General features: G+C 41.1%; 19 protein-coding genes. 12 read left to right on the top strand and 7 right to left on the bottom strand.

Features of this window, described 5'->3' with window-relative positions; translation table 11 throughout:
- Nucleotides 1–169: 169 nt before the first annotated feature.
- A complete protein-coding gene (locus tag KQI79_RS25800; protein WP_216541215.1) occupies nucleotides 170–535 on the top strand; it encodes a hypothetical protein in 366 nt (121 codons plus the stop codon).
- Between the two features lie 347 nt (nucleotides 536–882).
- Here the strand turns inward: KQI79_RS25800 and KQI79_RS25795 are convergent, their stop codons facing one another.
- From KQI79_RS25795 to KQI79_RS25775, 5 genes are all read right to left on the bottom strand, one after another.
- Nucleotides 883–2,769, bottom strand: a complete 1,887-nt coding sequence (locus KQI79_RS25795) for a hypothetical protein (RefSeq protein WP_216541214.1) — start codon at nucleotides 2,767–2,769, stop codon at nucleotides 883–885.
- Nucleotides 2,753–4,744, bottom strand: coding sequence for an McrB family protein (locus KQI79_RS25790; RefSeq protein ID WP_216541213.1), 1,992 nt, complete (start codon nucleotides 4,742–4,744; stop codon nucleotides 2,753–2,755). Before KQI79_RS25790 ends, KQI79_RS25795 begins: the two co-directional genes overlap by 17 nt.
- Nucleotides 4,722–6,041, bottom strand: coding sequence for a coiled-coil domain-containing protein (locus tag KQI79_RS25785; protein ID WP_216541212.1), 1,320 nt, complete (start codon nucleotides 6,039–6,041; stop codon nucleotides 4,722–4,724). Before KQI79_RS25785 ends, KQI79_RS25790 begins: the two co-directional genes overlap by 23 nt.
- A 385-nt stretch (nucleotides 6,042–6,426) precedes the next feature.
- Nucleotides 6,427–6,792: a helix-turn-helix domain-containing protein gene (locus KQI79_RS25780; protein ID WP_216541211.1), complete on the bottom strand. Its 366-nt coding sequence runs from the start codon at nucleotides 6,790–6,792 to the stop codon at nucleotides 6,427–6,429.
- Between the two features lie 186 nt (nucleotides 6,793–6,978).
- Nucleotides 6,979–7,206 carry a helix-turn-helix domain-containing protein gene (locus KQI79_RS25775; protein ID WP_216541210.1) on the bottom strand — a complete coding sequence of 76 codons (228 nt, stop codon included), beginning with the start codon at nucleotides 7,204–7,206 and terminating at the stop codon, nucleotides 6,979–6,981.
- 124 nt (nucleotides 7,207–7,330) lie between these two features.
- Between KQI79_RS25775 and KQI79_RS25770 the strand changes: the two genes are divergently transcribed.
- The 7 genes from KQI79_RS25770 to KQI79_RS25740 all read left to right on the top strand — a co-directional run bounded on the left by KQI79_RS25770 (nucleotide 7,331) and on the right by KQI79_RS25740 (nucleotide 13,187).
- Nucleotides 7,331–7,609, top strand: a complete 279-nt coding sequence (locus KQI79_RS25770) for a hypothetical protein (protein WP_216541209.1) — start codon at nucleotides 7,331–7,333, stop codon at nucleotides 7,607–7,609.
- Nucleotides 7,610–8,109: 500 nt separating this feature from the next.
- Nucleotides 8,110–9,474, top strand: a complete 1,365-nt coding sequence (locus KQI79_RS25765) for an ABC transporter substrate-binding protein (RefSeq protein ID WP_216541208.1) — start codon at nucleotides 8,110–8,112, stop codon at nucleotides 9,472–9,474.
- Nucleotides 9,475–9,511: 37 nt separating this feature from the next.
- Nucleotides 9,512–10,408 carry a carbohydrate ABC transporter permease gene (locus tag KQI79_RS25760; protein ID WP_216541207.1) on the top strand — a complete coding sequence of 299 codons (897 nt, stop codon included), beginning with the start codon at nucleotides 9,512–9,514 and terminating at the stop codon, nucleotides 10,406–10,408.
- Nucleotides 10,409–10,419: 11 nt separating this feature from the next.
- Nucleotides 10,420–11,304: a carbohydrate ABC transporter permease gene (locus tag KQI79_RS25755; RefSeq protein ID WP_367398243.1), complete on the top strand. Its 885-nt coding sequence runs from the start codon at nucleotides 10,420–10,422 to the stop codon at nucleotides 11,302–11,304.
- A gap of 34 nt (nucleotides 11,305–11,338) precedes the next feature.
- Entirely contained in the window at nucleotides 11,339–11,791 is a 453-nt protein-coding gene (locus tag KQI79_RS25750; RefSeq protein WP_216541206.1) for a VOC family protein, read from the top strand.
- 1 nt (nucleotide 11,792) lies between these two features.
- Complete coding sequence (locus KQI79_RS25745; protein WP_216541205.1) at nucleotides 11,793–12,494, top strand: SDR family oxidoreductase; 702 nt, start codon at nucleotides 11,793–11,795, stop codon at nucleotides 12,492–12,494.
- Nucleotides 12,495–12,524: 30 nt separating this feature from the next.
- Nucleotides 12,525–13,187 (top strand): ThuA domain-containing protein, encoded by a 663-nt coding sequence (locus KQI79_RS25740; RefSeq protein WP_216541204.1) that lies wholly within the window; start codon nucleotides 12,525–12,527, stop codon nucleotides 13,185–13,187.
- Between the two features lie 114 nt (nucleotides 13,188–13,301).
- Here KQI79_RS25740 and KQI79_RS25735 read toward each other — a convergent pair whose 3' ends face one another.
- Nucleotides 13,302–13,661 carry a helix-turn-helix domain-containing protein gene (locus KQI79_RS25735; RefSeq protein WP_216541203.1) on the bottom strand — a complete coding sequence of 120 codons (360 nt, stop codon included), beginning with the start codon at nucleotides 13,659–13,661 and terminating at the stop codon, nucleotides 13,302–13,304.
- A gap of 657 nt (nucleotides 13,662–14,318) precedes the next feature.
- On the opposite strand from KQI79_RS25735, the gene KQI79_RS25730 reads away from it, so the two are divergent.
- Together KQI79_RS25730 and KQI79_RS25725 are read left to right on the top strand one after the other, a co-directional pair.
- A complete protein-coding gene (locus KQI79_RS25730; RefSeq protein WP_216541202.1) occupies nucleotides 14,319–14,897 on the top strand; it encodes a carbohydrate ABC transporter permease in 579 nt (192 codons plus the stop codon).
- A gap of 20 nt (nucleotides 14,898–14,917) precedes the next feature.
- The gene (locus KQI79_RS25725; protein ID WP_216541201.1) at nucleotides 14,918–15,835 is read left to right on the top strand and encodes a nucleoside hydrolase; all 918 of its coding nucleotides are present in this window, start codon (nucleotides 14,918–14,920) and stop codon (nucleotides 15,833–15,835) included.
- A 792-nt stretch (nucleotides 15,836–16,627) separates the two neighbouring features.
- Here the strand turns inward: KQI79_RS25725 and KQI79_RS25720 are convergent.
- On the bottom strand, nucleotides 16,628–16,819 hold the full coding sequence (locus KQI79_RS25720) for a hypothetical protein (RefSeq protein ID WP_216541200.1): 192 nt from the start codon (nucleotides 16,817–16,819) through the stop codon (nucleotides 16,628–16,630).
- 99 nt (nucleotides 16,820–16,918) lie between these two features.
- On the opposite strand from KQI79_RS25720, the gene KQI79_RS25715 reads away from it, so the two are divergent.
- Both KQI79_RS25715 and KQI79_RS25710 read left to right on the top strand, forming a co-directional pair.
- Complete coding sequence (locus KQI79_RS25715) at nucleotides 16,919–17,989, top strand: nucleoid-associated protein (RefSeq protein ID WP_216541199.1); 1,071 nt, start codon at nucleotides 16,919–16,921, stop codon at nucleotides 17,987–17,989.
- Nucleotides 17,990–17,994: 5 nt separating this feature from the next.
- The gene (locus KQI79_RS25710; protein WP_216541198.1) at nucleotides 17,995–19,164 is read left to right on the top strand and encodes a hypothetical protein; all 1,170 of its coding nucleotides are present in this window, start codon (nucleotides 17,995–17,997) and stop codon (nucleotides 19,162–19,164) included.
- Nucleotides 19,165–19,255: the final 91 nt, after the last annotated feature.

The raw sequence follows: 19,255 nt of genomic DNA, 5'->3' as shown, positions 1-19,255 counted from the left end.
TCATTCAGGGAGAATTATCATAATTCCCCCTCTCGTATATCCGGATGCGGTCAGATTAACCGTCAATAGCAGGATAACTTACACCATCAATCTCCGGACATTATGCGTTAGCAATAACACTATATGGATTATTTAATGGAAGAGTTATTTTGAAGGGAGTATTCATATTTTGCCATTAAGTCGATATTTTGCTTTTATTATTGGAGTTAATGTATGTCTTCTCTCTATACTTAGATTTTTTAACTGGATACAGATTGATAGTAAGTTTATTTCAAGTTACTCTATAGCGGCTTTATTTTTAGTTTTAGCGGATGCGGGAGAATATTTAAATAATGTAGAAAAAACCGATCAAAGAAAAAAAATAAATTCAAAAGTTAAACGGTTAATTACTGTTGCATGTTATTTTCTGGGCGGATTTTCGATAATGATACTTCCTCACATGCCTAATGTTTGGGAAGCTGCATTTAATGATTTTGTGGTTTTGGCTAGTATTGGGATGTCAATAATGATAATAGGATATAGGGGATTAAGATAAACTTTTTTTAAACTTGACCCAGATCCAGGACAGCGATAATCCGTAATCTGAGGTTATTCTGATGCTATTACCTATTTGACCGAGAGATATTATTGATTTTAGAAGGTTAATGTTGTAAACAAATTGTTGAAGTAAGGGGGAGGGAAACCAACACCCCTTACTTGGCAGTATGACGTTCTTAGCTTGGAGAATATTTACTTTCCAAATCTTTCTAGATATCCTGATTTAATTGTATTTATTTATGAAATAAGCTATGCAAGCTATAGGCGTCATTATAAGCGATGTTTAGGTAATCTTAATCAGTATTATGACCGGGAATCGTTTTTCATTGTAAAAAGATGTTTTTATCAAAAATTAATATCATTTAAACCAATATCTTGAATCAACCACTCACGAATAAAGTTTACTAAAGCAGAATACCCTAGAACCAATCCTTGATCCATAGCCTGGTCTTGTATAGGACAGAGGCGAATAAAAGTAACAGAATGTACTTTTCTTATTTCTTTATCGTCCTCTCCCCCTGCAAATAAACAACAAACACGGTCTACTACTGAACGCAAGCTATCCAAATGCTGAATCGCAGTATAGGAGTTTAATTGTGTAAATGCTTTGTTGGGAATATCAGCACGGTATAAGTATTTGAATTTGGAGAGTTTTGCGTCAAATACCATGCTGTGCAAACTATATTCAACTCCCCCAGTACTAGTTCTTTTATAAAAATCCAATCGTAAATCAGGCCAACGGTGACTGCTTTGTGAATAAAATCTATCTGTACTCGTTGCATCCTCGGGGGAAAATGGTAGGAGTGTACCATAATAGATATGAATTTCTCCAACTTCATGAGAGAAAATATACTTAGTCCCCTGTTTAATTCCTTGTTTTTGCAAATCAGAAATGTCGTCCGGCAATCCATATAATGGAAGGAAACCGATCTTTCTTAATCCATTAAGGACCTGAAATAAGCAAAAATACTCATAAATTTGCCAAGTAGGTTTAAGTATGGACTTATATTGACGTATGTCTCCATCTGTCCTTTTAATTTGATTTCCTTGTTCAAATAATTCATTAAACAGAAAATAGTATCGATTTTTAAGAAAAGGTTTTCTATTATTTGTGTCAATCCTCCTGAAAATTTGAGAATGCAGTACATAAGCAAAAAGTCCATTTAAAAGTAAAACAGCTTGATTCCAATTGAATAATGTGGATCTCCATTTTTTTAACTTTGTAATTTGGTTGTTGATTGAGTGTAATACAGTTTTTTGATCATTTTTAAAACCCTCAGGCACATCGTTCTTTTTGTTGATTCCTTCCAACCTTTGAATAACTAAATTCTTCTGCTCTTCATTTTTGCGAATTTCTTTTTCTACTAGTTCAATATCATTTTCCACTAATTCATGGATAGTGAATAGCATCGCTTTCCATCGTGTTAAAATGTTTTTAATCCACTGATTTTGTGGATTATTTTTTTCAAGTTTTTTCTTTTTAATTAACTCATACTCTACTGGCTGGATCCCTTTATTATACGAAATACCACTATAAGATTGGGACCACTTTTCTGTTCGAGTATCTTGCTTTCCACCTCTATTTGAAACAATGTATTGAGTACTTATCTCTTCATGCCAGTGCAGACGTATATACTCTATACAAGCTAACAAATTTTGTTTCTCACTTAAAATCCAGCGAATATAGTCATAGTACCATTTGTCAGGGGTATCTGTAAGGTTATCATCTGAATACCCTTTTTGACTTAAGATTAATTCATAACAAATACCAGAAGTTATCTCCTCCAGAGCTTGATGTATCCACCGTACTTGTTGAAGTGACAAATTGTTGGGAGTGACTTGAATACCGGAATAATAAAGTTTTCCGTTGTATTGTACATTCAGCATGTAATACCCCATTCTCCAGGGGAAATCAGAATTTTCGGTATTTTGAAACTCCCGTACAAATAAGGGGACTGGCTCTAATGTATTTGATGAAATTACTATGTTATTTATTTCTCCATCTTCATTGAAGCGGGAGGTCTCAATAATCAGTTGGCTCAGCTCTGTTGTTTCAGTAGTATAAAAATTTATATAAAGTGGTACCATTTCACGAATCTCTATTAATTCGTTCTTGTCAATTTCTTGTTCAGTTTCCCAAAATACTGGAATAAATCTTCTCCCATCGTTTGAATAAGGAGAGTATAAAAGCTCAATATTGAATGGTAGGTTATCTTTAATATGCATAGCCATTGCGAGTCAACTCTTTCGCTTTTTGTATCAAAAACTCACGAGAATAAGGGAAGTCCCAACCTTCATCACGGAAAAGCAAAGATAAGTCACCTTCGTTGTAAACATCTTTCTGAAAATCATAATAACCCACAAGTGATTCAATTTGTTCTCGATGTCCTCTTATTTTTGTTAGTATTCTTTGTCGAATTTGGTAATCCAATGCGAGCGATCTTGATAACATCGGGGTCCCATTTTCATCTTCAGGAATATTACCAAGATAGTCCCCGACGCCTTTGAAAATGCGAAAGGATACACCGGTTTGAGCGTCCGCATTACGAAGTTTTTCATGAAGTCTATCCAGTAATTCTACTTCTTCATATTCTAGCCCATTCAATCCTTGTGATTCACAAGTCCATTTTTTATTAAAAATCTCACTACTTATTTGTTGATTGACGTTTGGCTTATCACCAATGAATTCTTTATTCTTAGCATCCTGAAAGTTATATTTTTGTAAATGAATAACATTAGCGCGATCTAGTAGACGTTTACTGAAATCCTTAGTAGTTTCGTCAAAATTTGCAGTCCCAACAAATAATATGTTTCTTCCGATTCTGATTTTACTTTTGATTGTTTTATCTCTACATATTGCATTGTCGCTAAATAAAGATAACTTTCGATCCTCATCGTCCATTTCAAGTAAAGAGATAAAAGGACTAAAGTAGTGTTCTACTTGTCCGAGATTCATCTCATCGAAAATCACCATGAACATTTTTTCTGGTTGTAATTCAGCTCTTTGAAGGAATGAGACTAAACCAGTTTCGCTTTCTATATAAATCCCTAGTTGTTGATTCAGATAGCCCAAAATATCTGAGGGTTCAGAGTACGAAGGACTAACCGGAATAACTAAAAGATTGTCACCATTTACAAGTCCTAAAGCCTTAGCATACAACAAGGCCAATTTTGTCTTTCCAGTGCCAGACATACCTCCTAGTATAGTTACAAAATTTGTCTTTAAAGCGACGTGAAAATTATATAGATCGGCTTCCTCATATACAAGTCGTTCCTCATGGGCAAGATAGCGTAATTTATTAATAAACTCGTATTCCTTAATGACACGTTCCTTTGTGACTGACAATACATCACCCTCAGATGAACGATCATTTAGTTTCGTTAATTTTTGAGTAGAAGTCACATCCGGCAGATCTTTAATTGTAATTGGAAAACCGTTTTTATCAAAAATGGAACGAAGCTCTCCGGCATAAACGTCTGGTATAAAAACAAAATCAGGGTGTGCTGCTCTCGTTTTTTCGTCCCAATCATGAGGTATTTCAATTTTTTTAACGATATTGGGGTCTTGACAATAATATGTTGTTCGTATATTTACCGATGTAATTATATCTGGCTTCGGAATATAGTATAAATACTTTTCACATAGTAAAAATTCAGGTGTTTCCATCAAATTAGGGTACGATGGAATTCTGAAAGGCTTCTTATCTTTTAAGAATGTATCAAATCGTTGGGAGGATAAATCTCTTTCAACTCTCGGAACCGGTACATAAAAGTCGGCATCTACTTGATCTCCTACCCAAACGATATCGAAATTATAATGATATTGCTCAGGGCCCTCAGACTTACGTTCACGTAATTTCGGTTTAAACAAGATTAACTTATTATCTAGGTATTCCCGTAAGTACTGTAATTTATCGGATGCATCGTAGTATTTGATTGATCTTAAAAATGCTTGGTTATTATCATCAAATGTAATATAAACAGTTTTAGGATCTTTATGTAATTGTTCGCTAAATAGTTTTGGCTCCCGAGAAATGGCTTGAACATATAAAATTAAGTTATTATTAGAGATATGTTTGGTAATCGAATCTCTTGTCTCTCCAAGACCTGGAATGACCGAATCTATAGGGTTTGCTAGTTTTCCTAAAACTAAGCAGTGATTAATATCTCTAAGATCTTTTAAATCAATAGGTGATTTCGTCAACATGTACATCGACTCCTAACATAGAATTAATGATTTGTGTTAAATGACCAATTTCATCATAACCAACTATCTCCGCATATCTAATAGAGTGTTTTCTTAAAGTTTTTTCGAGCGCAATCCATTCAGAGCTATTAGAGAATGAGTTTCTATTAATATATACAATGTGGTTAGAATATTTACCCCATTTTGTTTTTCCCCACGTTATTACGTCATGGGCAGATGCACTATCGATCATCAGTAAATTAGAAATAAAATCCGGGTCATCAGATACAAACAAGACTTTTAATTCACCCTTTATTCCCTCAATATATTGTATTAACTCTTGAAAAATCATCAGTTGTTGTTGTAGCTCTCCTACCTCATGCATCAAGTTATTATTATTTGCTAATTGTATTTGAGATGTATTACGCAATACTGAAAGTTCCATTTTTAAATCTTTTAATTCGATTAAAGAATCGTGATAACTGTTATTGAGTTGCTCATACTCTATAGTTGTTTTATTATAATGATCTGTAAGCTCCTCTATTTTTTCATTCATTGATTTTAGAAGCCTCCCCTGTTCAATATATTGCTTCTCCTCTTCTTCCAAAAGAATTCGATAGTAAGCATCAATCACATATTGAACTAGGGAAGAGTATACGTCATTCTTATATCGATTCTCCGCTAATAAGTAATTAAATACTAGGGCTAGTCTTCCAAGAGAGTTTTCTTTTTGTAATCCGGAGAATAATTCATTATCGTTAGTACATTCGTTGCAAGAATAGTCTGGAATCAATCGAGTAATAAGATCTTGTATATTTGGGCTCAAAGTTTCAAATATATCACCTTTTCCATTCCTTAATAAGATTTTGACACGATCTAATGGTGATGATGAAATTGAAAAGCACTCTAATATACTTTTATATTCTTTTGAACCTGCAATAATCTTCTCTAAGAGAATATCGAAATCATCTTTATATAGTGTGTAAATAAGCGAGATTTGCTGATATGGTTCAATTCTAGGTTCATTTGCTAAGAGAACAATAAGTTCATCTATATTATTTCGGATTTCGAGATGTGACTTTTTTTTCAGTAGATCACTACCAATTTTAATATAAAGGTCTCGAATATGTATTTGGGGAGATTTTACTCGCCTCCGAGATGTGGTCCGCTTAAAAAATCCCCTTGATAAAGCTGCTTCAAAATGTTTTTTTAAATCTCCTGGGCTCCTCATGTCATTTGGAAAGCCAGGAATTAGTCTCACCAGTTTGTGATAATCATTATTACTCAAGATAGAGATAAACCATCGTAATTCCTCCAAATTTAGTCCTCCTGTCTCAAGTTGATAAAAAAGTCCTATATGAATTTCGACAATTTATTAAAAACCCCTTTTAAAACAATAAATTAGCCAAGGAAAAACTACTTGATTTTGTAGGTTTCGATTCCTTGTGTCCCATTCGATATTTGATCATTAATCCTGTATCCTTTCTTGGTGGTCATTAAAAAGCTGATTCAAAAGAAAAAATTTAAAATATATCCCGAACAATGACATTTTAAAAATGATAAGAGAAATGAACGTGATTTATTTCTTTCATAAAAAACAAATATTGTAGTAATTTACGTTATGAACTACATTGCAGCGATTATTTTCATGGAGATCATAATGGGGAGTAGTTGCTAAAACCTTCAGCAAATTTAGGTTGTAGTTACCTTACTCTCTCCCTCTTACGTTTTTCTTTCAAAGCCCTGTACATCTCAAGATGCTCCTTCAATTTTAACGCTTCATCCTCCGTTAAATCTTCTCTATTTCCGCCAAAATAAGTGAAATTGTCACTGGGTTGGTTAGTTTTATTGGCATCACTTGTTGTGGTTGGATCGTTTGTACGGCCCAGGAGAAAATCAGTTGTGGTATTCAGGATATCGGCAATTTTTTGAAGCGTTTTCAGGTCGGGTTCTCTTGTTCCTTTTTCGTAGTATCCATAACCTTGTCGTGAGATACCCAAACGTTCGGCCATGTTTTGCTGCGTTAGTTTTCTTTTCTTACGCATTTTTTCTAATCTATCTGGAAACAAGGCAATCATCCTTTGAAAATAGTTTTCTTTATTATAACGCAACTCTTTGTTGCATAATAATGCGTGCAACAGAAAGTTACGAAAACACTTGACGGAAACAAACGGTTGCGTATAAAATGGGGTATGGGCAACGAATTGTTACAGATGTTGATTAGACCCACATATCCAGTATCCAAAGATGATTTATTAATTTTCTTCCTCAATCTCGACCAAATCAATAATTTCACGAATATCGCTAATATTCAAAGCCTCGGCAATCTTCACAATATGATTAAAATTAATATTTTCCCTTTTTCCATTGGAAAGCTCACTAAGAGCAGCATGTCTTACGTCTGCCATTCGCGATAACTCTCTGAGCGAGATATTATGTTTCTTAATTAAAGCCGGAATATGAATCACTATTTTTTTGGCCATAATAAATTCTCCATTAATTATTTAAAAACACTTGATTATACGCAATAGCGTATCATATAATAATAATGAAGTCGGTACGTAAAAGCGTATAAATAATCAAAAATGTTATGAAAGGAGTCCACCCATGACACCCACATGGTTAACCGACGCACTCCAAAAAAGGTTCGACGAGCTTACGCAGCAGGCGAATGGAGATCCGAAGATCAAAAGGACAAACGAGCAGACCCGGCAAGCGTTAGAGCACATTGAAGCTCAAATTGAGCAAGAAGGAAGAAATGCATTTCTGCAATGGGAGGAACAGTGGTTCTATGCCCAGACGGTGGAAAAGGAATGGTATTATGCGAAGGGGGTGAGGGATGGGGTACAGTTGATTTTGTCGTTGACGAAAGACGCCCCCGTATAATTTAGCATGAGATACCGCAAGGACAAGCCTGAGGAATAAGTTTGCGATAAAACATATAGATATTCATAATCATTGTTCTGGCTTCCAACGTTCTTCCATTCTACCGAACATCGCCAAACTTTCCTGCGAGTACCTTAGCATCGGTATCGTTTTCTTTGTTAACCTTCCAAGACCGCATCATTTCACAGCCGAAGCATTTCCGCAAAATCGAGCGGTTGATCATTCATTCTTCCTGTCAAATCATCAGCACTCGGCCGGAATAAAACCCATTAATACTGAATTCCAAAAATCGAAGTGTCTAGTTTATATTTTTTCAAGGCTCTCTTGAGGTTCCATTGCTAGCTATTGTAGGAAATTTGTTGCCATGTAGGACACGAATGGTTTCATAAACGCTTGACAGGGACACAATATGTGGTTATATTATTGTTCGTAGACACGATAAGTGTCTGTGAACAACGATAGAAGACATCGATCCACAAAAAAACAAAGAGGAGGTCACTATGAAAAGCACAATGCGTCTTTTCGTCATCGTATTCGCTAGTCTAGCACTGGCCGTGGCCGGATGCTCGGCAGGTTCGAACACGAAGCCCAATCCTTCGACAAACGATGAAGACTTATCGCCGGCGGTAAAGCCGGTCGAAAGCGCGGGCATGCAAGAGTTCACTTATTGGTATCCGTGGGGCGGGGATTCCGAAACATGGGACAAATGGCGGATCGCCGAGTTTGAGAAGGATCATCCCGGTTACAAGGTCAATGCCGTCTACGTGCCGCCGGATAGCGGGATTTCCAACGGGAAATTGCTTGCCGCGATTGCGGGAGGAACTCCGCCGGATGTGATCCAGACCAACGACGGAGGGTACTTCTTAGCTTCGCAAGGTGCGCTGGAGCCTATCGACACGTATTTGGAAGAAATGGGTTTCGATAAGGACGAATTAATCGAAACGTTCCATCCCATTATGAAATATAAGGATCATTCGTATTTCTACCCGATGGACTCCAATGTGAGCTTATTGTATTACAACGTTCAAATGTTCAGGGAAGCGGGCCTCGACCCCGATCGGCCGCCGACAACGATCGAGGAGCTGGATCAAGCAGCGCAAGCATTGTCCAAAGTGGAGGGCAATAAAATCGAAAGGCTCGGGTTTATTCCATGGGTGGATGGCGGAGACGACGCTTTCCTGCTGGGTTGGATTTTCGGAGCGACGTTCTACGATACCGAAACCGACAAAGTCACGATTCATAACCAGCCGCTAATCGACATGTATAACTGGATGAAAACCTATGCCCAGAAATATAATCCGGAAAAAATCAAATCGTTTACATCTGGTTTTGGAGGCGCTTTTTCTCCGGATCATCCGTTCTTCTCGGGGAAGGTCGCGATGACGGTGAACGGCAACTGGTTCGCCAATGCCCTGAAGCTATACGCGCCGGATGTGGAATATCGGGTAGCTCCGATTCCGGCTCCGGAAGGCGGCCGCAAGAACGCGACAACGTTGGCGACCAATTTGTTAGCGATTCCGAAAGGGGCGAAAAATCCCGCAGCGGCCATGAAATTCATTGTTTACGCCACACAGCCGCGAATTAATGCCGACAATATCAATATGTGGCGGTCGTTGTCCGTATACAAAAACACGGGCGACGAAATCGTATGGAATACGCAGGAAGACCAGGTGTACGAAGTTGTGCGCAAAGTCGCTTCCAATCCGGAATCGGGCCATCCCGTCTTGTCTTCCGTGGCTAATGAAATGTCCAATACGTTGAAGCTGATCCGCGACAGCGTGATCTATAACAACAGCGATCCTGCCGAACTGCTCAAGAAGGCTCAGGCGGATTTGCAAGAAACGGCGGATAGATCGAAAAAATAACGAATGGCCCGACCATGAACCGATAAGGGGTGATCGAATGGAAGCATCCTGCGAACGCAATGGGGCCAACTCCCCTCGGAACAGGACGCGACAATTCAAATCGTGGAAAACGTATGAATCTATGCAGACGGCAGTCGTGTATGTATTGCTCATCGCTTTTTCGTTAGCGTTTATTGTACCCTTCCTATGGCTGGTGTCGGGTTCGCTGAAGAGCAGTTCCGAATTGTTCGCCAATCCGCCGATCTGGATTCCGGAGACCATCCGCTGGGACAATTTTATCGCCGCATTCACCGCGTTTCCGTTCTGGCTTTATTTAAAGAATACGTTGTTCATCGCTGGGTTCAACATCGTTGGCGCCGTCTTGTCGAATACGCTCATCGCATACGGCTTCGCGCGTATCGAATGGAAATACCGCGAAACGGTATTCGTCATTGTACTCGCAACGATGATGATGCCTTTTCAAGTGACGATGATTCCCCTGTTTATTCTGTTTCAGAAGATGGGGTGGATCGGCACGTTTCTACCGATGATCGTACCGGCTTTTTTCGGGAATCCGTTTTTCATCTTCTTGTTGCGGCAGTTCTTCTTGACGATCCCGAAAGATTTGACGGAGGCGGCAAAGGTGGACGGCGCCAGCGAATTCCGCAACTATTGGAGAATGATCGTGCCGCTATCCATGCCGGTGGTGACGACCGTGATCATTTTCACGTTTATTCGAGCATGGGGCGATTTTATCGGACCGCTCATCTTCCTTGGAGATAATAAGCTCTATACGCTCTCCTTAGGCGTCCAGCAGATCATGTCGGTCAACGATCCGCGCTGGCCGCTGCTTATGGCGGTAGGGGTGAGCATGACTCTTCCGGTGTTGTTCATTTTCTTTCTTATGCAAAAATATTTTATCCAAGGCGTCGTTTTTTCCGGGATTAAAGGATAGGGGGAGCGGATGTGAGATTGAGCAAAGAACGTAAAGATTTGCGAAACGCCCTGTTTTTTATTTCTCCCTGGATCGTCGGCTTCTTTCTGTTCACCGCTTACCCGTTGTTGATGTCGCTGTATTATTCTTTTATGGACTATAACATCATTCGCTCGCCCGAGTTTATCGGTCTCGAGAATTACATCAAGCTGTTTACCGGCGACAGCATGTTCTATAAGACGCTTTCGAATACGTTCTATATGATTTTCGTCGGAATCACGGCGATGACGGCGGTTGCCATTTTCGTGTCCATTTTATTGAACAACAAAAGAATTAAAGGAATGGCTTTTTTTCGGGTCGTATTTTTCTTGCCGACGCTTGTGCCGCTTGTGATCTTGGCGATTCTCTGGATCTGGATCCTGCAATCGGATTCCGGGGTGGTGAATTCGTTTCTAGGCTTCTTCGGCATTGAGGGGCCGGGTTGGTTCGCGAGTCCGACATGGTCGAAACCTTCCTTTATCTTGATGGGCATATGGGGATCGGGCAATATGATCATCATTTATTTAGCCGGACTGCAAGGGATATCCGATTCGTTATATGAGGCCGCTTCGATTGACGGCGCCGGTTCGGTACAGAAAGTGTTCTATGTGACGCTGCCGATGTTAAAGCCTATGATTTTGTTTAACGTGATTACAGGGATCATCAACATGTTTCAATCGTTTGCGGAAGCGTTTATTATTACCAACGGCGGCCCTGACGGCTCCACGATGTTTTACTCGCTCTATCTGTACCAGAACGCTTTTCAATACCAGAAGATGGGCTACGCTTCGGCGATGGCCTGGGTGCTGCTCTTGATTGCTTTGGCGTTTACGTTGCTATTGTTTAAATTGAGCAAAAGATGGGGTTACGAAGAATAACATAGAATGAAGTTGAAGCGGGGAGATGAACGCGATGGGGGATAACAGGCTAGGAACAAACGTCGTGGCTCAAATCGGAATTTTGGTGCGCGACATTGAACGAACGAGCGCGGCTTACGCTGATTTTCTGGGTGTGGAGACGCCTCAATGGTTTTGGACCGGGGATTACGATGCGGCCAAGACGGAGTACGAGGGGAAACCTTCGGATGCCAGGGCCAAACTCGCTTTTTTCGAGATGGGCAATGTGCAAATCGAATTGATCGAACCCGACGAGACGCCTAGCGTATGGAGGGATCATCTGGACCGGAACGGCGAAGGTCCGCATCATATCGCGTTCGTCGTGGACGGCATGCGGCACAAGCTGGAATGGTTGGACCGGAATCGGATGCCTCTATTGCAGAAAGGCGAGTATACTGGGGGACGGTACGCTTATGTGGATACAGCCGACTCTTTAAAAGTACTCGTCGAATTATTGGAGAACGATTAAAATGAAGATATTGGTGACAGGCGCGAATCGGGGGTTGGGGCTGGCTTTGGCGGCGAATGCGGTTCAAAGGGGCCATGTCGTATTGGCGGGAGTCCGCAACCCTGCGCAAAATACGGAAAAATTGACAATGCTGTGCGAGCGATATCCGCAACAGGTAGCATTGGTCCCGCTGGATGTCGCCAGCGATGAAAGCGTTAGGTTTACGGCCGAGAAGGCAGACGATCGCTATCAAGTATTGGATGCGATTGTCAACAATGCCGGAGTGTTGTCGGAGCGTTATCATACGATTGAAGAGCTCAGCATGGAGGAGACCGTTCGGACCTTCCAGATCAATGTGTTCGGACCGATGCGCGTCGTGAAATACTTCCTCCCGTTATTGCGGCAAGGAACGAGGGCGTCGATTGTAAATATCTCGTCCGAAGCAGGCAGCATTACTAATGCGATTGGCGGGAATTACGCTTACTCGATGTCCAAGACGGCGCTAAACATGTTTTCCGAACAGTTGTCCGTTGCTTTGCGCGAAGCGGGCATTCCGGTCTATGCCGTTCATCCCGGCTGGATGCAGACGGATATGGGCGGACAAGACGCCGCGATCGATCCGTACGTAACGGCCAATGGGATACTGGATTTGATCGAAGGAAAGAAAGTTGTTACATCGCGTTTCGTGTTTATCGATTATCGAGGAACGCCGATGGTGATTTGATTCGGTGCAGATTGTAACGGAGGTGGGCCGTTGAAAAAGATCATAGCTTTATTGGGGGACTATTATCATCCTGCGGAGCCGATCAAGGAAGCTTTGGAAAAGGCGGCGGCTATGCTTGTTGCTCAGGACGCGGCGGTTACGATTTCTTATATCTCTTGTCCCGAGCTTCTGGAAGCGCTTCGTACGCAGCCGGATGCGGTCGTATTGTTTAAAGAAAACAGAATCGACCCGCATGCCGATCCTTCGAACATGTGGATGGACGCGGAGACGGAGGAAGCGATCGTCCGATATGTCCGGCAGGGCGGAGGTTGGCTCGCATGGCATGCGGGATTGGCCTCCTATGAAATAGGATCCGGCTATATCGAGATGTTGAAAGGCTACTTTCGCTATCATCCGGACGAACATAGCATCGTGACCTATGCAGGAGTCGATCAGGGAATGATCCCGCTTGCAGCGCCGTTCGATATTGTGGACGAGCATTATTTCGTCGCTTGCGAAGAAGCGCAAACGAATGTGTTTCTGCGATCCGCTTCCCGGGACGGAGAATCGATTGCGGGTTGGGCGCACGCTTACGGCCACGGCAAAGTATGTTGCCTTGCGCCGGCGCATCTGCAGGAGGGATTGTTTCACGAGAGCACGCTTCATTTACTAAAAGAATGTTTGCAATGGTGTTGCCAGTCCGTTCGCTTGTAGAGGATAGTACTAATACGAAAAGCCGGCGGTTTTTCGCCGGCTTTTTGGAGTTGATAGGATCATAATGTTTTAAGAAAGAGGTTGACGATCTTTGATATGTTCTTGCATATGTAATTACGATCTCCGTTCTGACCCCCACTTCGTTTCCAGCCTGCGGAACATCGCCAAGCTTTCTTGCAGAAATTCCGCTTCTTTGCTTGTAAGTTGTTCCTTCTGGCCGCTGAAGATGACAATATCACCTACATCGGAAGCCATGCCGCCCAAGGAAGCTATGGGATCGTCGGTTCTTCCCAGCAAATAGTCTACGCTAACATCGAAAAAATCCGCAAATGTTATCAAGGTTTGGAAATCGGGTTCTCTTGTGCCTTGCTCGTAGTTGCCGATCTGCGCTCTTGAAAATTGCAAACGGTCCGCAAGCTCGTATTGAGTTAAATGTCTGCGATTTCGTAATTCCGCTAATCTTCTGGCGAACATGGCGATCCCCCCTTGCTTGATATTATAGGAAACGCGGACAACCTATTACTATAATAGACACAAAAAGTTTCTAAAATACCTATTGAGGACACGAATTGTAGATGTAATAAGACAACCACGTTAAGAGCGAGTAGTTATGCGATCGCTGTACAATAGGGTTCACATCGCACGAAGGCTGAATAGAATCGAAATGTTTCCAAAAATTCCGTCTGCTTGAAAAATCAGTAGAAGGGCTCCAATAAAACGTTTGTTACAATTCATTGCGATAGGAAAGTTGAAATCCGCTTTCGTTGGGAGGTTCGGCGGGCGGAGAGCAAGATGCCACACAAAAAGAGACTAGTGGCGCGACCACCGAGATTGCGATGATTACACGAATTCGGTTTGGGAGAAGGCAGGTCTGAAAGCGGTAATCGCCGGGTTCGAACAAGAGAATCCTGGCATTAAAGTCATGCTGGATGAGTATCCGTTTAGTCAATTAGTTGAGACGATCGAGTTATCTCTCGAATGGAAGTCGAATTGAATCGAATCTTCGATTCTGACAGCTTGCATGACAGCAAGTTGCCATCACGTTGATGAATACGTTCACTTAAGTTTTATTTTACAACAAACATCTGCTGATGGAAAAAGGAATCGAGCCTGTGGCTATGGTATTAAACAATGAAAGACATGCAAGTATCGATGGGGGCGTTTGCGTTTGCGAAGTTTCATTTCCCGGGAAAGAATGCGCTGTTCGGCTTCGTGCTGCTGTCCTTCATGATACCGTTTGAAGTGATCGCCATTCCTTTATACGGTTTGGTGGATGGGCTCGGCTGGATCGACACGTATTATGGCTTGATCGTGCCGGCTGTGGCGAACGGGCTAGTGATCTTTTTGTATCGACAATTTTTTCTGGATCTGCCCGATGCGTTGATCGAATCCGCGCGAATGGACGGGGCCGGCTGGTTGAGAATTTATACCGGCATCATCATGCCGCTCTGCAAACCGGTTACGGTCAGCGCCGGACTGATGCTGTTCATTTCCCAATGGGAGTCGTTCATGTGGCCGCTCATCGCCACCCGGTCGAAGGAATATAGGGTGATACAGGTTGCTTTGAGCGATTTTACGACCGAACATGCCACGTTATGGAACGAGATGTTCGCGCTAGCGGTTATCGCGGTGATCATCCCGACGGTTTTGCTGCTGCCGTTGCAGCGGTTCTTCATTCAGGGCGTTTCGAGTACAGGTATTAAAGAATAGAGATAAGGAGATGTTCGACCATGATCGTACCTCAATTATCAACGGAAACATTAGTGCAAAGACTGCGTTACCCTCAGGGGAAAATAAGGGTGGTCATCGATACCGACACGTATAACGAAATCGACGATCAGTTTGCGGTGATCTATGCTTTGCAATCTCCCGAACGGATGCAGGTGGAAGCCTTCTATGCGGCGCCGTTCCATAATGGGCTTTCCGACGGGCCGCTCGACGGGATGGAGAAAAGCTTAGACGAATTGCACCGGATCATGAAAGTGCTGGGCAGGGAAGGGGACGTGCCGATTTATCGGGGATCGGGGATGTATTTAACAGGCACGAATATGCCTGTCGAAAGCGAGGCCGCCCACGATCTGGTGGAACGAGCCATGCAGGCGGAGGATGACGATCCCTTGTACGTCGTGGCGATCGGGGCGATTACGAATGTCGCTTCGGCGATTTTGCTGGAACCGCGGATTATCGAGAAAATCGTCGTCGTCTGGCTGGGCGGTCACGGGCTGCATTGGCCGGATACGCGGGAATTCAACCTATTCCAGGACTTGAAAGCCTCGCGGATCGTCCTCAACAGCGGCGTGCCGTTGGTGCTGATTCCTTGCATGGGGGTGGCTTCGCACTTATTAACTTCCTTGTCGGAAATTCGCGATTATGTCAAAGACAAAGGGCCGGTCGGCAACTATTTATATGAAACCTACCGGCGCTGCCATGACAACCACTTCGGCTATACGCGCGCCATCTGGGACATCGCCACGATCGGATATCTGAACCATGAAAGCATGACCCAAAGCGCGCTGATCAGCAGCCCGGCGCTCTCCGACGATTTCCGCTGGAGCGTAGACCCTAACAGGCACTTGATCCGTTACGTGTGGAACGTGCGGCGGGATGTGATTTTTCAGGATTTGTTCCGGCGGTTGGGAGAGGGATAGACGGTTCGAATGAACTGAAAGTTATGGGAGCTTATGGAGTTCGAAAGAACTTTGTAGGCTCCTTATTGTATACTCAAATCAAATAACTAATTATTACAATAAGGTAGTAGCACTAATCCAAGAGCGGGTAAAATACTGTGCAAGTTACACGAGAAGCCATGGACATTAGAAATGCGAACCAATTTTTTACCCTATGCCCAATTCGCTAAATTCCAAAAAAATCCCACCATCACCCCACTCCGCGTTTGTCGTTTTTGTTTCGCATACTTTGGTTTTCTTATCCAAGAGAATCAGGTGCTTAAAGTTTATGCGCAGAAAAAGCTAACCTAATTTTTTACGAGATATACCCGGCTCATAGAAGAGCATAAAATACATTAATTGGTCAGCCAAAGTTTTGATTTCTTTAGTAACAACAATTGTTCAAAACAATCTAGAATTCCAAGATCTTTTAAAAACAATTTCGGTATCGAATTTTTTCATTAGGATGAACAGCATTGGGTTCAGAGTAATCTTCAGGATGCAGAAGTACCTTTGTTCTCTACCCTTAGACTATCAAAACTCGCTTAGGGTAGGAACAAAGTAAGAGATGGATGTAGAGGTGATTTATTTAATAATCAATAATAGAATTCCCAAAAGTGAGGAATTACATGATCACTAGTGCCAGCATCTAAGCTGAAATCATAAAAACAAAACTAAAGAAGCTCTTCACTAATTCGACAGTGAAGGGCTTCTTAATTGGGGTAGGTCTTAAGAACTGAAAAAATATAGTATCTCACGGGAAATTCTGGTATATTACTGGTAAGGAAGCTCTTCATATTCCATGTTAACATAGGGGATTTCATCCTCTGTAAAAGAATACTGGTTTATAAGTTCTTTCTTTGAGGATCGTGCAAGTTCTAATGCCATCTCACCATCATTGGCCTTGAATATTCCAAAAAGTTTCCACGTATCTTCATGTTCAATGAACACCTTAAACTGTCTCATGAATAGCATCACCATCCTAGGTAATTATTTTCTATTGTACTACAAGGACTTATATTTATTCGCGGCACGAGTTGATCAATAAGGGGAGAACGAACAAAAATGTTGAAAATTGAACAGTTTCAGCTACATTCGGCAATAATCCATCGACTTGACAACCAGCAAGATAATAACGTTGGACTTGATTTATCTGATCTTCCTTTACAAATGGACACTGAATTAAAAGCGGTTCTTGAAACGCATACTATTAGTGGTATTGAAGACGGAAGGATACGTTATGCAAACTTCTTAGATAAAGACATTAATCAAGTAATGACTGCATGCCATAACATCCTTGATGATCCGAGAAATAAGTTTGTTGATGGTTCAAAAGTAGTGGCAAGGCTTTTATTTTCAGCAATGGTTAATAAAACAATCTCTGCAGCCGATGTTGCGATATGCCTTGCAAATTGTAACAGTACCGAGTATCTTTGCTTACTCAAGCTCGACTACAAAGCTAATTACATATCCGAAGCCAGAGATACCCCGCATGGAAGATATATCGGTATCAAAAAATTAGGTAGCGGCTGGCCTCAATTGGGAACTAAGCTTCAAAAAGCTGCGTTTATTAAACGTTCAAGCGATGATTTTGAATTGATCATTTTGGATAGACAAAAGAATAAGACTGATGAAACTGACATTTCCCTGTTCTTTCAAAAGAAATTCCTAAATGTTGAATTAATAGATGACTCCAAAAGAAATACGACAGGTTTTATCAAGGGTGTAAGAAATTTTGTCGAGTCTGCCGCGATTACTCCAGAAAAGAAGAAGGCAATTTTTGATAATGCAATTAATTTGGTGGTCAATACAGAAAACATAAACGTCAGGCAATTTGTTGAATCACAATTCAGTGAGTACTTGCCCGAAGCCGAGCGGAAGTCGTATATGGATTCATTAATTGCTGAATTTGAACGTCACGGAGTCAAAAGAGCCGAGTTCGTTAAATCACAGGATGTAGCTCAAGTGTATGCTAAAAAGCGTCAAATTACTCTTGAAGGAGCTAAGTTAGAGGTCGATCCTGCAATTTATACCGACCCTGATAAATTCAATTTTGTCCGCAGGAAGGATACAACAACAGGTGAGGAAGTAGCTGATATTACAATCAAGGGATTGAAAATAAAAAAATTGGACTGATCTATATGAAGTGGATGGACTTATTAAAAACAATGGGATTTGCTTATCGGAGTGAAACTCTCAGTAATGTTGTTTATTCAAACCAGCTACCACAGCAACAGATCGAACAATTTATTTTTGAATTCGCATCTGTATGGGGAAGCGTTTTTTCTGTTCATCTTGATGATCACATACTATCATTACCGACCGAGAATCCATTACTAACAAGCACTGTTGATTTGTTGAATGAAAATATAGAAATAAAAATAGAGATCAAGAAGTCAGGAATGGTTCCACCTCATATTTTATGTAATTATAATGTTCATATTTTTTCTCAAGCAAATCTGTTAATAAATAATCTAAAAGGTTTGAATTTTGCAGAATTAGAACATTTTATTTTTAACAAACGCGATCAGCAATCCTATATTATAATTTATGATGATACAAGTTACTCTTCAGTGATTTCAAATAACTTTATTGCCATTGGTAACATTGATGTTTTTGGGGTTTTGCCCAAAGAACCAGAGAAGTACTTTAAGGAATCTCAAGACAAGATTAAAGAACGTAATGATAATATTCGCTGGAACCAGGAAATATGTTTACTTCCTCCCGAAGTTTTTTATTTTGATGATGACAATTCAAATGAAATAAGCGAATTCTTAAATAAACAGGCAGCGGCGATGTGCGTAGCATTTACTGCGTCCAATACTGACTACTTAGAAGGTGGGAAATTGTACCAATCGACATACTTTGGTCTTAAACAAACTAAATTCCAATTAGTAGTTGCAGACTCGTGCACAAAAGAACAGATTAATAAAATTTTCTCCCTCTACTCGTGGGCATACAGTGTCAAACCATCAGACAAAATCGGATTGATTCAAAATATAATTAACCTTCACATTAAGGAAGACAATAATTCGAATCTGGAATTACTTTTTCAAAACGCTGCTGAGATTGTAGAAATGGTAAGAGAGAATTATCGGGTGTATATTCAGAAGAGCGTTAAATCATACTTAGATGAAAGAAAGCAGGTTGAAGATTTCATTAGAACGACATCAAATGAAATAAGTAAACAAATATCTGGCTTAACTGATATTGTAACTAAAAACCTATTTGGATTACTTGCGACAGCTATCACTGCGACCATCGGCTTTAATAAGCCAGAGAATTGTGTTTTGCAAGTAGAAAATGCTTAGATTTGCAGCCAAAAGTGCCAAGCCCACTTGCCAGCATCGAGGCTACATCGGAATTCGTTCCATAGCTTGCTTGAAACGGAAACTCTCGCCT

The sequence above is a fragment of the Paenibacillus sp. MSJ-34 genome, from assembly GCF_018918005.1.
In the GTDB taxonomy this organism is placed as follows: domain Bacteria; phylum Bacillota; class Bacilli; order Paenibacillales; family Paenibacillaceae; genus MSJ-34.
The sequence above is the reverse complement of the archived record's forward strand: the minus strand, read 5'-3'. Positions and strand labels throughout refer to the sequence as shown.

Bases quoted from the DNA above. Each gene is read 5' to 3' on its own strand.
- KQI79_RS25795 (WP_216541214.1), bottom strand. From the start codon at position 2,769: ATGGCTATGCATATTAAAGATAACCTACCATTCAATATTGAGCTTTTA.
- KQI79_RS25790 (WP_216541213.1), bottom strand. From the start codon at position 4,744: ATGTTGACGAAATCACCTATTGATTTAAAAGATCTTAGAGATATTAAT.
- KQI79_RS25775 (WP_216541210.1), bottom strand. From the start codon at position 7,206: ATGGCCAAAAAAATAGTGATTCATATTCCGGCTTTAATTAAGAAACAT.
- KQI79_RS25770 (WP_216541209.1), top strand. From the start codon at position 7,331: ATGACACCCACATGGTTAACCGACGCACTCCAAAAAAGGTTCGACGAG.
- KQI79_RS25765 (WP_216541208.1), top strand. From the start codon at position 8,110: ATGAAAAGCACAATGCGTCTTTTCGTCATCGTATTCGCTAGTCTAGCA.
- KQI79_RS25760 (WP_216541207.1), top strand. From the start codon at position 9,512: ATGGAAGCATCCTGCGAACGCAATGGGGCCAACTCCCCTCGGAACAGG.
- KQI79_RS25750 (WP_216541206.1), top strand. From the start codon at position 11,339: ATGGGGGATAACAGGCTAGGAACAAACGTCGTGGCTCAAATCGGAATT.
- KQI79_RS25745 (WP_216541205.1), top strand. From the start codon at position 11,793: ATGAAGATATTGGTGACAGGCGCGAATCGGGGGTTGGGGCTGGCTTTG.
- KQI79_RS25735 (WP_216541203.1), bottom strand. From the start codon at position 13,661: ATGTTCGCCAGAAGATTAGCGGAATTACGAAATCGCAGACATTTAACT.
- KQI79_RS25730 (WP_216541202.1), top strand. From the start codon at position 14,319: ATGAAAGACATGCAAGTATCGATGGGGGCGTTTGCGTTTGCGAAGTTT.
- KQI79_RS25725 (WP_216541201.1), top strand. From the start codon at position 14,918: ATGATCGTACCTCAATTATCAACGGAAACATTAGTGCAAAGACTGCGT.
- KQI79_RS25720 (WP_216541200.1), bottom strand. From the start codon at position 16,819: ATGAGACAGTTTAAGGTGTTCATTGAACATGAAGATACGTGGAAACTT.
- KQI79_RS25715 (WP_216541199.1), top strand. From the start codon at position 16,919: ATGTTGAAAATTGAACAGTTTCAGCTACATTCGGCAATAATCCATCGA.
- KQI79_RS25710 (WP_216541198.1), top strand. From the start codon at position 17,995: ATGAAGTGGATGGACTTATTAAAAACAATGGGATTTGCTTATCGGAGT.